The sequence below is a fragment of the Prevotella sp. CAG:255 genome, assembly GCF_000431195.1.
Taxonomy (GTDB): Bacteria; Bacteroidota; Bacteroidia; order Bacteroidales; family Bacteroidaceae; genus Prevotella; species Prevotella rara.
In genome coordinates, this window is record NZ_HF986793.1 from 82,888 (window position 1) to 98,150 (window position 15,263).

General features: G+C 45.5%; 14 protein-coding genes. 3 read left to right on the forward strand and 11 right to left on the reverse strand.

All coding sequences use genetic code 11. The features are described 5' to 3' along the window. Positions 1–5: 5 nt before the first annotated feature. From QVO66_RS04290 to radA, 8 genes are all read right to left on the reverse strand, one after another. The gene (locus QVO66_RS04290; protein WP_021854181.1) at positions 6–518 is read right to left on the reverse strand and encodes an NADH-quinone oxidoreductase subunit J family protein; all 513 of its coding nucleotides are present in this window, start codon (positions 516–518) and stop codon (positions 6–8) included. A 15-nt stretch (positions 519–533) separates the two neighbouring features. Then, complete coding sequence (locus QVO66_RS04295) at positions 534–1,064, reverse strand: NuoI/complex I 23 kDa subunit family protein (RefSeq protein WP_021854182.1); 531 nt, start codon at positions 1,062–1,064, stop codon at positions 534–536. Between the two features lie 97 nt (positions 1,065–1,161). Further along, complete coding sequence (gene nuoH / locus QVO66_RS04300) at positions 1,162–2,244, reverse strand: NADH-quinone oxidoreductase subunit NuoH (RefSeq protein WP_053398488.1); 1,083 nt, start codon at positions 2,242–2,244, stop codon at positions 1,162–1,164. An 87-nt stretch (positions 2,245–2,331) separates the two neighbouring features. After that, positions 2,332–3,900, reverse strand: coding sequence for an NADH-quinone oxidoreductase subunit D (locus QVO66_RS04305; RefSeq protein WP_021854184.1), 1,569 nt, complete (start codon positions 3,898–3,900; stop codon positions 2,332–2,334). 14 nt (positions 3,901–3,914) lie between these two features. Continuing rightward, positions 3,915–4,580, reverse strand: coding sequence for an NADH-quinone oxidoreductase subunit B (locus QVO66_RS04310; protein WP_021854185.1), 666 nt, complete (start codon positions 4,578–4,580; stop codon positions 3,915–3,917). Then, positions 4,571–4,921: an NADH-quinone oxidoreductase subunit A gene (locus tag QVO66_RS04315; protein ID WP_021854186.1), complete on the reverse strand. Its 351-nt coding sequence runs from the start codon at positions 4,919–4,921 to the stop codon at positions 4,571–4,573. The genes QVO66_RS04310 and QVO66_RS04315 overlap by 10 nt, the downstream gene beginning before the upstream one ends. 132 nt (positions 4,922–5,053) lie before the next feature. Then, the gene (locus QVO66_RS04320; protein WP_021854187.1) at positions 5,054–5,893 is read right to left on the reverse strand and encodes a hypothetical protein; all 840 of its coding nucleotides are present in this window, start codon (positions 5,891–5,893) and stop codon (positions 5,054–5,056) included. A gap of 794 nt (positions 5,894–6,687) precedes the next feature. After that, positions 6,688–8,079 (reverse strand): DNA repair protein RadA, encoded by a 1,392-nt coding sequence (radA, locus tag QVO66_RS04325; protein ID WP_287601943.1) that lies wholly within the window; start codon positions 8,077–8,079, stop codon positions 6,688–6,690. 273 nt (positions 8,080–8,352) lie between these two features. On the opposite strand from radA, the gene QVO66_RS04330 reads away from it, so the two are divergent. Both QVO66_RS04330 and QVO66_RS04335 read left to right on the forward strand, forming a co-directional pair. Continuing rightward, positions 8,353–9,276: an ABC transporter substrate-binding protein gene (locus tag QVO66_RS04330; protein ID WP_021854189.1), complete on the forward strand. Its 924-nt coding sequence runs from the start codon at positions 8,353–8,355 to the stop codon at positions 9,274–9,276. A gap of 6 nt (positions 9,277–9,282) precedes the next feature. After that, entirely contained in the window at positions 9,283–11,457 is a 2,175-nt protein-coding gene (locus QVO66_RS04335) for a tetratricopeptide repeat protein (RefSeq protein WP_021854190.1), read from the forward strand. 192 nt (positions 11,458–11,649) lie between these two features. On the opposite strand, the gene cls is transcribed toward QVO66_RS04335, so the two are convergent. The 3 genes from cls to kdsA are packed head-to-tail and all read right to left on the reverse strand — an operon-like array spanning position 11,650 to position 14,694. Next, positions 11,650–12,909 (reverse strand): cardiolipin synthase, encoded by a 1,260-nt coding sequence (cls, locus tag QVO66_RS04340; RefSeq protein ID WP_021854191.1) that lies wholly within the window; start codon positions 12,907–12,909, stop codon positions 11,650–11,652. 45 nt (positions 12,910–12,954) lie between these two features. Beyond that, entirely contained in the window at positions 12,955–13,926 is a 972-nt protein-coding gene (locus QVO66_RS04345; RefSeq protein ID WP_021854192.1) for a KpsF/GutQ family sugar-phosphate isomerase, read from the reverse strand. 12 nt (positions 13,927–13,938) lie between these two features. Continuing rightward, positions 13,939–14,694, reverse strand: coding sequence for a 3-deoxy-8-phosphooctulonate synthase (kdsA, locus tag QVO66_RS04350; protein ID WP_021854193.1), 756 nt, complete (start codon positions 14,692–14,694; stop codon positions 13,939–13,941). Positions 14,695–14,916: 222 nt separating this feature from the next. On the opposite strand from kdsA, the gene QVO66_RS04355 reads away from it, so the two are divergent. Next, a partial coding sequence (locus tag QVO66_RS04355) for an outer membrane beta-barrel protein (protein ID WP_288172580.1) occupies positions 14,917–15,263 on the forward strand: 347 nt, incomplete at its 3' end.

The following is a 15,263-nucleotide window of genomic DNA, read 5'->3' on the forward strand; positions in this document are numbered from 1 at the left end:
AATTATTACTCCTTTCTAGATATTACGATTCCACCAATAATGCAAGCCAGCAAGAATACAGAGATAAACTCGAACGGAAGCACATACTGATATTTCTCAGAACCCATCAAAGTGTTGCCAATGACATTCATTGAAACTTCCTCATCAGGCATCTGCACTGCCATATCGATAAACTTGTTCTTCAAGAACACTGCAACGACCGTAACAAGGCTTATCAAGGTTATAAGCGCGCCAAATACAACGCGGCTACCTTTCAAACGCTCTACAAGTCCCTGCAATGTGCGCTTGCTTACGAGCTGTATTGCAAAAATATAAATCATAGTCACACCTCCGGCATAAACACTTATCTGGGCTGCGCCAAGGAAAGTGTAGTCAAGAAGGAAGTATAAACCAGCAACACCCAAAAGAACGAACAGCAAGAAAGTGGCCGCTCTCATTATCCGCTTTGTCATTACGCACATAAGTGCAGAACCTAAAATGACAACAGCAAGAATTATAAACATTACCATATTAGCCATATCTACGTTCTCCTTTTATTTAATTTTAGTATTAAAGACACCGATCTCCAATGGAGTACCGCCATCCTCGATATTCGGCAATGCAGGCTCAAACTTCTCTTTGTCAAGATGCAAGACCAGCTTGTCTCTTCCAAAGGTTGAGTTCTCAAAGTCGTTCACAAACTTAATGGCCTCATGAGGACATGCGTTTACACACAACTCACAGAACATACATTCGCCCAAATCATAAATATAATCATCAAGGACACGTTTTTTCTTACCGTCCTCTGTCTCAATTGTCTTCTGTACGACTTTAATCGTACCATTAGGACAAGCCATCTCGCAAAGTTTGCATGCGATGCACTTATTGTTGCCTTCAGCATCCTGTGGCATTATAAGGCGTCCGCGATGGCGCGGCGAAACATGGAGCGTGGTCTTTCTGTTCTCCGGATACTGCTCGGTAACCTTCTTTGTAAGATACTCACGGAAGGTGACACCAAGACCTGTAAGCAAAGACTTCAGACCAAACTTAATTCCACCAAAATAAGATTTATTATTATCTTCCATTATTTTTTACGTTAAGAAATTAAAGAATCAATGAACAACAGTTTTCTGCATTTAATCTGTAAATTCAATAATTTTTAATTTTCAGTAATTTAACATCTTAGAAATGCCATCCCAGAGCAACGACGATAGTCATCAGTACAAGGTTAAGCAGACTCAGCGGCATAAGATACTTCCACTCGAGCTTCAGTATCTGGTCGATACGAAGACGAGGATAAGACCACTTGATCCAAAGCAGTATCCATACAAGGAAGAAAGTCTTGGCCAGGAACCATACAATGCCGGGGATGTAATCCATTACGGCATTGAATCCGTCAAGTCCTGCTACATGCAGAGGCATCCATCCTCCGAGGAACACTGTTGACGCAACGCCTGCAATGATAAACATGTTGAGGTATTCTGCCAAGTAGAAGAAACCGAATCCCATACCAGAATACTCTGTATGGTAACCGGCGGTAAGCTCACTCTCAGCCTCAGCCAAGTCGAACGGACCACGGTTAGCCTCAGCATTACCTGCAACGAGGAATACGAGGAAAGCTATAATAGCAGGGATATGGCCTTTGAAAACAAGCCATCCGTCGTTCTGCGACTCAACAATACCAGTCAGGCTCATTGTTCCAGTCAAGGCTACGGCCGTGATAAGGCAGAGGCACAAAGACATCTCATAAGATATCATCTGTACGGCTCCACGCATAGCAGACACAACAGAATACTTGTTGTTAGAACCCCAACCGGCAAGGAAGATACCAACTACACCTATACTTGATATAGCTGTAAGCAGGAATATACCTACGTTGAAATCGAGAATAGCAGCTCCCTTGTTCCATGGCATGAAAGAGAAAGCGCCAACACTTCCGATAAGAACGAGGAACGGAGCTATTGCATACAAAAGCTTATCTGCCTTGTCAACAGGGAAGATTTCTTTTATAAGCATCTTAACCACGTCGGCAAAGACCTGGAAGATACCCCATTTTCCTACGCGCATCGGGCCAAGACGGCACTGGAAGAAGGCGCAGACCTTACGTTCCATATATATAAGCACAATGGCGAGCATGGCATAGGCCATAAGAATAATAAGCCCAACCAAAACGCATTCAATAAGGATTGACAAGAAATTGCCCAATCCCAGAGTATCTCTGAGAAGGCTGTCAAACCACGTTGTTACTATACTAAAATCGAACACTTTGCTTAAATTTAAATATATTATGAAATTCAAATAATAAAAGGCATTCAAGAGCCATACGGCCATCATGCACTTTTATATTTTTGATTATCTGTCAATATCAGGGATGACGTAGTCGAGAGTTGCACCGATTGATATAAGGTCGGCAATCTTCTCACCGCGGCAAATCTCATCCATGGCTGAAACCAACGGCAAACCCATAGGACGGAACTTGAGTCGGCAAGGATTCTTGCCGCCGTCGCTTCTGAGATAAACACCAATTTCGCCACGGCTGCCCTCACAACTTGTATACCATTCACCTTCAGGAACTTTTATAATAGGCTTCTGCTTGATATAGAAGTCGCCTTCAGGAATGTTGTCGATAAGCTGTTCGAGAATGCGCACGCTCTGCTCCATCTCGTCCATACGAACCATATAACGGTCAAAGCAGTCACCGTTGTTGTAAGTGATTTCATTGAAATCAACCTTGCCGTAGAGGTCGTAAGGATGATACTTTCTGACATCATTGTGCCATCCTGCAGCACGTCCGGTACCTCCGGTACATCCATAAGATATAGCATCCTCCTTAGAGAGCACGCCAACACCCTTGAAACGGTTCTGCAGAATAACGTTGCCTGTAAAGAGGTCGTGATATTCCTTGAACATCGGCTTGATGTACTCACAGAGTTTTTTAACGTTCTTGACAAAGTTCGGGTCGATGTCGGCCTGACATCCGCCAATACGATAATAGTTCTGAATGAGTCGTCCGCCGGTGGTCTCCTCCATAACGTTAAGCACCTGCTCACGGTCGCGCATACCATAAATAAATGCAGTGAGCGCTCCGAGGTCCTGAGCACAACAGCTGTAGAACAGCAGGTGAGAGTCAAGACGCTGAAGCTCGTCCATTATGGTGCGGATATACTTAATACGGTCAGAAAGTTCAATGCCCATACCTTCTTCGATAACCGACACAAGCGCATGACGGTTCATCATGGCTGAAAGGTAATCAAGACGGTCGGTCAGAGCCAATGTCTGCGGATATGTATAGCTCTCGCACATCTTCTCTACTCCACGGTGGATATATCCGCAATGAGGATAAACCTTTCTGATAACCTCACCATCGAGGATTGTCTGCAGACGCAGCACACCGTGAGTGGCAGGGTGCTGAGGACCTATGTTTATCACATAATCGTCTTCTGTGAAGAGCTTGTGCTTCGTCTCGCTCAGCGTGCCGTCTTCGTTAAGGTTATACTCAACGGTGTAGTCGGGCTCCGGATCATCCTCCAATGTATACTTGTTGTTTTCAGGACTCATGTCATAGTCCTTTCTGAAAGGATATCCATTGAAATCTGAACGAAGATACAAGCGGCGCATGTCCTTATGTCCGAGGAACTTTATTCCGTAGAAGTCGTAAACCTCACGTTCAAGCAGGTCGGCGCTCTTCCACAGATTGCTCACTGTTGGGATATAGGCGTTATCGCGGTCGGCATTAACAGCCTTTACGCTCATGCGCTGGTGTGTTTCGGTGTTTTCGAGGATGTAAACAGCTCCCAGTCCTTCTTCACCAAAATCTTCACCTACGATAGTAACGAGGAAGTCGAAATGCTTCTCATTCTTCAGTTTTGCCATCTCGCGGGCAAAATCCTTCAGTTCGAATACTTTATTTTCTAATTTCATTGCTTCCCTTTTAATTATTTAGAAACAGACGAATCAACATCGTTCAGCGCAGCCGATGCCTGCTTCAGTTTTTCTTCGTCAACATCATTACCGTCAACAATGATAGGCTTCTTCTCCTTGTGGTTCACTCCACCGAAGAACTTCTCTATCTTCACCTTTCTCTGAAGCTGCATCATGCCATACAGAATTGCCTCGGGGCGCGGAGGACAGCCCGGAACGTAAACGTCTACAGGCACAATCTCGTCGATTCCCCTCACAACATGATAGCTGCTCTTGAACGGTCCGCCTGATATAGCGCATCCGCCGACGGCAACAACATATTTCGGTTCTGCCATCTGGTCATAAAGGCGCTTGAACACAGGAGCCATTTTATGAGTAATCGTACCGGCACACATTATGAGGTCGGCCTGACGTGGAGAGTTACGTGTAACCTCGAAGCCAAAGCGCGCAAAGTCATAACGGGCGCAACCTACTGCCATAAACTCGATACCACAGCAACTTGTGGCAAAAGTCAATGACCACAAAGAATTTGAGCGTCCCCAGTTGATAGCTTCATCGAGAGAGCCTACAATGACGTTGACTCCGCCCTCATGAAGTTCCTGAATGGTTCTCTCAAGGGTCTCGTTATCCTTAAACTCTGCATAAGGAATACTCTTGATTACTGGTTTCTTTACTTCCATTCCAACGCTCCTTTCCGCCATGCATAAGCAAGGCCAAACACTAAGACTAACAAAAAGAATCCGATACTGACCATAGCCATCACGCCGAACTCCTTAACTACAACGGCCCACGGATAGAGGAATACTGTTTCCACGTCGAAGACCAAGAAAAGGATTGCGAACAGATAGTAGCCCACGTGCACAGGTATCCATGAAGAACCGTGAGTCGGTATACCGCACTCGAATGGCTCTCCCTTAACCTTGTTGTACGTACGCGGACCTATCAACTTAGCGATGACAAAAGCAGCCACTACCAAGAAAACAGCCGTTATCAAAACGGTAACTAACAAGATAAAATACATATATATTTTATTTAAAAAATGTAATTATATACAAACGCATGCAAAGGTACAATTTATTTTGCAAAGATTAATCATAAATACACATTTTTTATTTAGCCAAATAACTTTATCTTTACAAAAACACGCACCTTATCAACGAGAATGATATGCCACGAGTCCTTCCATCGGACTTTTAAGCACTTTTGCCACCTCAAAACCTTCCATACGCGCTGCCTCTGCCAGCTGACTGCCATAACAATATGCCATGCTGCCGACACAGCCTACGGCATAGCCGTCATGGCTATAGAGGGCAACGTTGCGTCTGAAGAAATTACGGAAATTGTCCACCACGAGCAGCCTTACTCTCTCATCGTCAAGATGCCTGTGAACATACAGCGACATGCTTGCCAGAAAGCGGTTTGGCAGAGGCTCGCGGTAAACTCTGTTTATTATATCCGCAAGCGTAAGTCCCGACTCGCTCAGATAGCCGTCGCGCACTGCATCAGAGACACCGCCCTTGAACATTGCGTTGACAAAGAGCTTGCCCAGCACAGCCCCGCTGCCTTCATCGCCAAGGATATAGCCTAGCGGCGGCACGTTGCCTGTGATGTTCTTACCGTCATACATGCACGAGTTTGCCCCTGTACCCAATATGCAGGCAATGCCGGGCTCATCGGCAAACAGGGCACGGGCAGCACCGAGCATGTCGGTTTCGACATCCACCTTTACGGCACCCGGGAAACACTCTGACAATACGCCACGCATCATGGGCTTCATCTCCTCACGGCATCCTGCGCCATAAAAATAGACCTCATCAATATCTCCGGCACACGTAATCTTTGAAACCACGTCGTCTGTTATTGTTTTAAGGATAACCGGCGGGGACTGCTGAAAGGGGTTGATGCCCTGCCCCGCCATGCGTTGGACGACACGGCTGCCGTCCATCACACACCAGTCTGTTTTTGTACTTCCGCTGTCAGCGATCAGTTTCATATTTTATAACATTATTTTTTGTTTAAAACATTTCGCAAAGATAAGTATTAAGTCTGAATAACTGCCGTATTTTCATAAAAAACTTTAAGCCCCGCACGGCATTTAACCTGATAAACGGCACATATCCATGCAAATGTGCAAGCATTAATGCTGCATTTGCATCTTGCGCCGACGGGCTTCAACTTACACGGCATTGCCGCAGCTGCATAATACTGACGAAGATTTAATCTGCCGAGACAAGAAACGGCAGGACACAAAAACGGCCTCACAGCGTTTAGCAGGATAATTCTCTTTTACATAAAAACGGCATACTGATGAACATGCTTCAGCAGTTTGAGGCATTGCACGACGGAAGCCAAGAACAGAAAACTTTTTGACGGAAGGCACACCGAACGCAGTAAAAAGTTATTACAATATAAATTTGCGAAATAGAGAAATATATTACACTTTTACATGCAATAAATGACAAAAATATGCCCATATAACGCCAAAATCAGTGTGTTTCAGGGCAAAAACCAATGAATTTCAAGAACTAAACAAGCCAAACGGAGGGGCAAAAGCATACATTTTGCAACCTAAAAGGCCACCTTTTAGGCTGTAAAAGCATACCTTTTATAAATTAATGCAACACGGCTTTCCCTTGTATTTTATGTAACACGCTGTATATAAGCGCATTACACAAAAATACATTAAACAGTATATTTTCCGGCCAAGCAACGACTTTGCCGTCAGCATAGCCATTCTGGACGCATTAAACGTCAGAAAAACAGAAAACTCTAAGGCGCCCTACACTGCTATCCGAACAATGCTCTCAGCGCTTCTTCAACCTTGCGCACGGGCACAATCTCTATGTTGCTCTTTGCCTTGTTAAGGCTCTGCATGTTGTTTGCCGGAACTATTATATGCGTAAAGCCAAGCTTCTCGGCCTCAGCCACACGCTGTTCAATACGGCTAACAGGGCGCACCTCACCGCTCAGTCCCACTTCACCTGCCATACACCAGCCGCTCTCGATGGCCGTGTCGACATTGCTCGACAGCACGGCAGCAATAATACTAAGGTCCATCGCAAGATCAGTTACGCGCAGTCCGCCTGCAATGTTTATAAACACGTCTTTCTGCATCAGCTTAAAGCCCACTCTCTTTTCGAGTACGGCCAGAAGCATGTTGAGTCTTCGCTGATCGAAGCCCGTCGCACTGCGCTGCGGCGTTCCGTATGCAGCCGTCGACACGAGCGCCTGCGTCTCTACAAGAAACGGGCGCACGCCTTCAATGGCCGAGGATATGGCCACGCCGCTCAGTCCGTCGTGGTCTTGCGTAAGCAGCAGTTCCGACGGATTGCTCACGGGGCGCAGCCCGTCGTTGCGCATCTCATAAATGCCCAGCTCCGAAGTGCTTCCGAATCGGTTTTTTATTGAGCGCAGAATGCGGTACATATAATGCTGGTCGCCCTCAAACTGTATCACCGTATCAACGATGTGTTCAAGAATCTTCGGTCCTGCCAGGCTTCCTTCCTTGTTGATGTGCCCGATAAGGAGAACAGGTATGCCGCTCGACTTGGCAAAGCGCAACAATGCCGATGCGCACTCGCGCACCTGTGAGATGCTTCCGGCAGAGCTGTCAACAGTCTCGGTGCTTATTGTCTGTATAGAGTCAATGATAACTATCTCCGGCGCTATTTCCTTGATATGCCTGAATATGCTCTCGAGCGAGGTGTCGCAAAGAATCAGGCAACCGTCGTTGTCGCCATGCTCAATGCGGTCGGCACGCATCTTCAGCTGATGGGCGCTTTCCTCACCGCTAACATACAGAATCTTACGTTCGGGCATCCGCAATATCGTCTGAAGCGTGAGCGTGCTCTTTCCTATACCAGGCTCTCCGCCAAGCAGCACTATCGAGCCAGGCACAAGCCCGCCGCCAAGCACTCTGTTCAGCTCGGCGTCGTGCATGTCCATGCGAGGCTCGTCTACGGCCGTTATCTCCGAAAGAGACACGGCGCGGCTCTCGCCGTTTCTTAATGTGCGCCTCACTGTAGCAGCGGCCGACGTGGCAGCCATCTGGCCTGCGTCTGATGATATTCTGATTTCCTTAAACGTGTTCCACTGGCCGCAGCTCGGACACTTGCCAATCCACTTTGCCGACTCCTGACCGCAGTTGGAACATACATAAGCTATCTTGTCTTTAGCCATAACCTTTATATAATATAAAAACGTAAAGGGGGCACATGAAGGCCTTAAAAACGAAAAGTCACTAATCGCCGACATGTCAGGCAATAAACAGACATTCACCGCCCACTATCCTTTTCGATACAAAATTAGTGATTATTTTTTGAGTTACAAAATAAATCGCTAACTTTGCAACATCAATAAATACGGATGACTAATATCGCACATTAATAATAAAACCGGAAGGGCGGCCCGTGTATAAAAGCCGGGCTGCCCTTTTAATCTTTATAAAAAAATATGAAAGCCAAACATATTGTCATTTTCCTACTGTCAACCTTGATTCTTACAGCATGCGGACAATCGTATGAGGAAGCCAGGAAACAGTCAAAGGCCGAATATGAGAAAAGGAAAAAAGAAGACTCGCTGGCACTTAAAGTAGGAGTGCTGCCCACGCTCGACTGTCTCCCCATGTATGTTGCCAAGGAGAAATGCCTCTTCGACACGGCCAAGGCAGACATAAGGCTAAAGCAGTTTATGTCGCAGATTGACTGTGACGCGGCCCTGAAGGCGGAAAAGACTGAAGGCGGAATTACAGACCTGGTAAGAGGACAGCGCATGAAAGCCAAAGGCACCGGTCTCGACTACATCAGTGCCACCAACACTTACTGGCAGCTGATAAGCAACCGCAAGGCGCGTATCAGAAACATAAAGCAGCTTAACGACAAGATGATAGCCATGGCAAGATTTTCTGCCACGGCCCTGCTTGCCGACTATGCCACAGACAGCGTTAAGCTAAAACCGGAAGAGGTGTTCAAGGTGCAGATTAACGACGTAGCGCTAAGGCTGCAGATGCTTCTCAACAACGAGATGGACGCAATGCTGCTGACAGAGCCGCAGGCAACGACGGCACGAATATATAAGAACGACGTGCTCATGGACAGCCGCGACAAGGACATGCGCCTGGGCGTGATAGCATTCAGAAGCAAGGCCATGACAGACAAGAGGAGAAAGCAGCAACTGCAGGAGTTTCTGAAAGGATACAATGCCGCATGCGACACCATAAATAAATATGGGCTGCAGCACTTTGCACCGATATTTGAAAAATATTACAAAATAGACAGCCGTACAATAAAGGCTCTGCCTAAAATCAAATTTGAGCATGCTACGCCTCCGAGGCAGAAAGACATCGACACAGCCGACAAATGGCTTAAAAAACAATAAAGACCTATGGACACGAAGGACATCAAACAGCTTGACAATATAATCAAAGAGCTCGGCAGAAAAAAACTGGGCTACTGCATTCATTCCACACGGTCGTTTGTAAGCGCACATCCATACATGATGTATGACGATGAACTTGAAAACATCGAGCGCGACTATAACCTGATGCTGGAATATATGAAGCGGGGCTTCAACGATCCGCAGCGCAAGGATATTTACAGCAAACTGCTGGCAAGGCTATACAATTTCGTAAGCAACCTGCGCATAGCGTATATGGCCCAGAACATATCTTTTTACACCGAAGCCACACGAAAGTCTGTCAATCAGTCGTTCTCCGAAGAGCGTATCAAGACAGCTCTCGAGACTTTTGTTACAGATGTTGCCATGCTAAGTCTTGAGCCTGAACCTGCAAGGACAGAAAAGAGCAAAGAGATTTACCGTCGCCACAACGATTTCATACAGGCCCTGTTCGGCTATATCATAGTTTCAAGACAATGGACCGACAACGAGCGTGATTTCTTTGAAGGCATACTGCTGTCGCCTGCCACAGACATCATTGACGCGCAGCTGATTACAAGTGCAATAATGCTGGCCACGATGAACAACATGGACATAAACAAGTTTCATGTTCTGATCAACGTCTATAAGAAGACAACCGACAGCAAGCTGCGCCAGCGGGCACTGGTCGGATGGGTGTTTGCGCTTTCAGCCGGTCCGCGACTGCATCCGCAGATGCGGGAGATGGTAGCTTCTGTACTTGAAGGCAACGGCGTGGCAAACGAGATAGCCGACCTGCAGAAGCAGATAATATTCTGCATGAACGCTGAACAGGACAACAACACCATTCAGCGCGACATAATGCCGGAGCTGATGAAGAACAACAACCTTAACATTACACGATTCGGCATTACCGAGAAAGAAGACGACCCGATGAACGACATCTTTGATCCGGGTGCGTCAGACCGTGCAATGGAGAAAATGGAAGAGAGTTTCCAAAAGATGATGAACATGCAGAAAGCAGGCTCAGACATCTATTTCGGAGGTTTCTCTCAGATGAAGCGTTTCCCGTTCTTCTATCATGCAGCCAACTGGTTCTGTCCTTTCTACCTTGAGCATCCGGAAATATCATCTACGGTTGACAAGCTGAAAGACACTCCGTTGCTGACAAACATTCTAAACAACGGCCCGTTCTGCGACAGCGACAAATATTCGTTCACGCTTGCCGTGGCATCTGTCATCAGTCATATACCGGCCAACATGCGCGAGATGTTCAACACGAAAGAGGCTCTCGGCCAGACAGTCAGCGATGAAGACCAAAGGCAGCCGGCATATATACGACGCATGATTCTGCAGGATATGTATCGTTTCTTCCGCCTTTTCCATCAGCGCGGACAACTTGTAAACCCGTTCGACAAGTCGAACTCTATATTTGTTGCCGATGACCTTTTCAATGGAACAGAAATACAGAAGGTGCTCCCCGACTTGTGTTATTTCATGCTTAAGCACAAGAACAAGAATGCCCTGGAGCATCTGCTGCCTAAATACAACGACACGAACGACTCTAAATGCATGCTGATTCACGGCATCTATGAGCTTAATTATTGCGGCAATCCTAAATCTGCAGCAGAATATCTCGAAAAGTCTCTGGAACTTCAGCCTGACAACCGGCGTGCCAAGTCGATGCTCGCACGTGCCTGCTTTGAAGCAGAAAACTATGATGATGCGGCTAAATGGTATGAGGTTCTATATAACGAGAACTCACAAAGCCAGGCAAACGCACTTAACTATTGTGTTGCATTGTCAAAAGCCGAAAGATACTCTGAGGCTACCAACTTGTTGTTTAAGCTCGACATAGAGTATCCCGACTCTATTCCGGTAACAAGAGTCCTTGCATGGAACCTTATGGGACTTGACAAACTTCAACAGGCGGAAAAGGCATACAGGCGCATACTGAAGAGCAACGACACAGAAAATGGCGACTGGCTAAATGCCGGATACTGCCAATGGCTTCTCGGAAACATAAGCGAAGCCGTAGAGATGTTTAAGAAGTTCATGTCTTGCCAAAGTAAGGATACGTCAACAACCTTATACGACGAATTGGCAAAAGACAGAAAATTCCTGCTTTCACACGGCATTGATGAAATTGACATCTTGCTGATGACAGACCTGATAAAGGAATAAAGGGAATTATCTGTTTTCTTTGTAATTTCAAAATTGTCGCGCAAACTATAAGAAAAAATCTTATAATTTGCGCGACATCTTTATTTATTAATCTATAGCCACACACATGTTAACGGCAATAGTCAGAACATTGTGGCTTTGACTAAATGGCAGACCAAGCCAAAAAATTCACATCTGCCGGCAAACGACCTACTACAAGAACGGAGTAAGCAGACTAGCGAACCATCCGACAAACTTCTGCCACGGAGTTCGCCATTCATCCCATGTCTCTTCTGTCAGCTTAAACGATTCGGCTTTGTCCCTTTCAAACATATCGTTAAGCTCTTTTGTCGTACACGGATCTATGATTACAGCATTTTCTTCATAGTCAAAGTTAAGACTTCTGGCATTCAAATTAGCACTTCCGACTGTGCAGAAACGCCCGTCTACCATTATGATCTTCGTATGATGAAATCCTTTCTTATATATCCAGACATCCACACCATGCTGCATAAGATTATGCACGTTATAAAAGACGCAGTCAGGAGTAAGCGGAATATCACTATGGGCAGAAACCATAATCTCTACCTTTACGCCTCGCTTGACGGCATTGCGCAAGGCCCGTTTCAGTGTATTGTTAAGAGTAAGATAAGGATTTACCAGTTTTATGCTGTCCTTGGCCTCATTGATGGCATCAGTATAGAACTTGCGTATAATCTTATTCGTCACACGCGGTTCGCGGTTTATAATGCCTACCATCTTCTTTCCTGCCGTACAACATGTATCTGGCTTCAGTCCTGTGATATAGTCGGTACCATGATAACCACGATAATATTTTGCACCATACACATTCTGCCCTGTCACTTTATTCCACATACGTAGGAATATCTTCTGCAGGGTGTTCACTTCATCCCCTTCAATACGGCAATGCATGTCGCGCCATTCGCCAACGACCTCTGTTCCGTTGATATAATAGTCGGCCACATTCATTCCGCCCGTGTATGCTATTTTACCGTCTATTACGACAATTTTACGGTGGTCACGATGGAACACATGATTCACCCAGGGAAAGTTTACCGGATCAAACTCATATATTTCAATCCCCACTGAACGCATCTGCTTAAGGTGCTTACGCTTCAGCGGCCGGTTGTTTGAATCATTACCGAAACCGTCAAACAAGGCTCTCACCTCAACACCTTCTTTCGCCTTTTGTGCCAAAAGACGAAACAGCAAAGATGCTATTGAGTCATTACGAAAATTAAAATATTCAAGATGTACGCTGCTCCGTGCCTGTCGTATGGCCTGAAACATATCGTCGAACTTCTCCTGTCCGCTCATCAAAAGTGTAACGGAATTGTTATGAGAGAATGTTATGCCCTCATCGCGCAAATTCTCAACAATTAACGAGTCTGAAGTCTGTGCACAGACGTTACACGTAAAAAATAATAATACTGAAAAAATACAAATCTTCATACCTTATAAAAACAGCGCCTGCCCCAAAGCAGGCGCTATACATTATCACAACATACAGCGATAATGGTCAACGACTCCTAAAAGCCGATTGTTGTCGTCAACCACCAGCACCGAATGTATCTTATACTTGTTCATTATATTCTGAATGTCACTAATCTTAGTCTGCGGCGAAACTACCTTCGGTGTACGCGTCATAATATCACTGACAGTGCGGTCAAAGAATTCCGCCTGCCATTTTTCCATAGCCCTACGGATATCGCCATCTGTTATCAGACCGACAATCTTGTCGTCTACGACAGCCACAGCCAGACCAAGTTTGCATTTGCTCACATGGATTATAGCTTCACCAAGATGCATCGTCGGCGGAACGACAGGCATATCATCTGTACGCATAACATCGTATGCCGTTGTCAAAAGACGCTTTCCAAGTTCGCCTCCGGGATGGAACTGAGCAAAATCTCTTGGTTTGAAATCCCGTACACGCATAAGGGCAACAGCCAAAGCATCGCCCATAACAAGAGTAGCAGTCGTGCTGCTCGTTGGTGCAAGATTAAGCGGACACGCCTCTTTCTCTACCTGCACATGAAGATGCACCGTGCTATATTTAGCCAACAACGAACCGGGATTTCCGCTCATGCCAATAATAGGAATGTTCATGTGAAGCACCATCGGGATAAAGCGCAATAGTTCATCTGTCTGTCCGGAGTAGCTTATGGCCAAGACGACATCATCCTTTGTCATAACTCCGAGATCGCCATGATAGACATCCAGCGGATTAATGAAGAATGACGGTGTTCCGGTACTTGACAATGTTGCAGCTATTTTGGCACCAATATGCCCGCTCTTACCAACTCCAGTAACTATCACTTTGCCATGACATCCATACATCAAGGCAACGGCCTTATCGAAGTTATCATCCAATTGCGGAAGAAGTTCCATTACGGCCTGAGCCTCATCCTTTATACACTGGACGGCATACTCTCTTACATGAGTCAATCTTTCGTTAGCGACCATCATAAAATAAATACTTTATTTACAAATACTTTCAATAACTTTTTCCAAATCGTCAATACATAACATGTTTGGACCATCGCTCAATGCCTTATCAGGATCAGGATGTACTTCAAAAAAGTATCCGGTTGCACCAAAAGCCTTGGCAGCAAGAGCCATTGACGGCACGAAACGTCTGTCGCCAGAAGTCTTGCCTCCTCCACCGCCAGGTCTCTGCACGCTGTGCGTACAATCCATTATGACAGTGGGAACGATGTCGAGCATATCGGAAATATTCCTAAAATCCACCACAAGATTATTATAGCCATACATATTGCCGCGTTCGGTAAGCCATACATCTACTGCACCTGCATCCTTTGCTTTCTCCACAGGATAAACCATATCCTTTCCGCTTAAGAATTGCGCTTTTTTGATGTTGACAATGCGTCCTGTCTTGGCCGCAGCAACAAGCAGATCAGTCTGCCGGCAAAGGAATGCCGGTATCTGAATAACGTCAGCCACCTCTCCAACTGGCTTAGCCTGCCAGCTCTCATGTATGTCTGTCAATATCCTCAAGCCATACCGTTCTTTTATGTCTGACAGCATCTGCAGTCCGCGGTCGATACCGGGACCACGGAAAGAACTGATTGAAGTACGGTTCGCCTTATCAAAAGACGACTTGAAAATAATATCAGTGTTAAACTTCTTGTTTATACGCACAAGACACTCTGCCACACGATTTAATAAATCCTGCGACTCTATAACACATGGGCCTGCTATGAAAACTCGCTGCATCTTAAAAGTTTCACATATTGATTAAGATTTGCAAAGATAAATAATTTGTCCGTTTATTCCAAATATTTAACACATATTGCCAAAACACTCAAAAAAAGGGATAAAACATTTGCTAATGTTAAATTAAATATCCATCTTTGCAATCACATGCATGCTGTTTTGGTAAACGGCCTGCATAAAAACAATAGTTAATTAACCATTAAAGAAAAGAAAGGATTTAGTATGAAGAAATTTTTCATGACTTTAGCTGTCGTTATGATTGCAGTATGCGCTAACGCACAGGTTTATTTAGGTGGTAATGTTGGTATTGCAAGTGTTGATTACGGCGGCGACGACGATGAAACAATCTATAGCCTGCTTCCTGAAATTGGATATAAGTTCAACGACAACTGGGCTGCCGGTGTTATGTTCGGATGGTCTAAGGCTGGACTCCAGATTGACAATGGCGAGTTTGCTACATCAGAGCGCCTTACTACTCACACATTTGAAATCAGCCCCTATGCACGTTATACATTCCTGCACAGCAAACTTATCAACCCTCATTTCCGCAACTCTTTTATCCTCTCATG

Excerpts from the sequence above, each read along its gene's own strand:
- radA (WP_287601943.1), bottom strand. The coding sequence starts at position 8,079 with ATGGCTAAAGACAAGATAGCTTATGTATGTTCCAACTGCGGTCAGGAG.
- QVO66_RS04335 (WP_021854190.1), top strand. The coding sequence starts at position 9,283 with ATGGACACGAAGGACATCAAACAGCTTGACAATATAATCAAAGAGCTC.
- QVO66_RS04345 (WP_021854192.1), bottom strand. The coding sequence starts at position 13,926 with ATGATGGTCGCTAACGAAAGATTGACTCATGTAAGAGAGTATGCCGTC.
- QVO66_RS04305 (WP_021854184.1), bottom strand. The coding sequence starts at position 3,900 with ATGAAATTAGAAAATAAAGTATTCGAACTGAAGGATTTTGCCCGCGAG.
- kdsA (WP_021854193.1), bottom strand. The coding sequence starts at position 14,694 with ATGCAGCGAGTTTTCATAGCAGGCCCATGTGTTATAGAGTCGCAGGAT.
- QVO66_RS04330 (WP_021854189.1), top strand. The coding sequence starts at position 8,353 with ATGAAAGCCAAACATATTGTCATTTTCCTACTGTCAACCTTGATTCTT.
- cls (WP_021854191.1), bottom strand. The coding sequence starts at position 12,909 with ATGAAGATTTGTATTTTTTCAGTATTATTATTTTTTACGTGTAACGTC.
- QVO66_RS04290 (WP_021854181.1), bottom strand. The coding sequence starts at position 518 with ATGGCTAATATGGTAATGTTTATAATTCTTGCTGTTGTCATTTTAGGT.
- QVO66_RS04295 (WP_021854182.1), bottom strand. The coding sequence starts at position 1,064 with ATGGAAGATAATAATAAATCTTATTTTGGTGGAATTAAGTTTGGTCTG.
- QVO66_RS04320 (WP_021854187.1), bottom strand. The coding sequence starts at position 5,893 with ATGAAACTGATCGCTGACAGCGGAAGTACAAAAACAGACTGGTGTGTG.
- QVO66_RS04310 (WP_021854185.1), bottom strand. The coding sequence starts at position 4,580 with ATGGAAGTAAAGAAACCAGTAATCAAGAGTATTCCTTATGCAGAGTTT.
- QVO66_RS04315 (WP_021854186.1), bottom strand. The coding sequence starts at position 4,921 with ATGTATTTTATCTTGTTAGTTACCGTTTTGATAACGGCTGTTTTCTTG.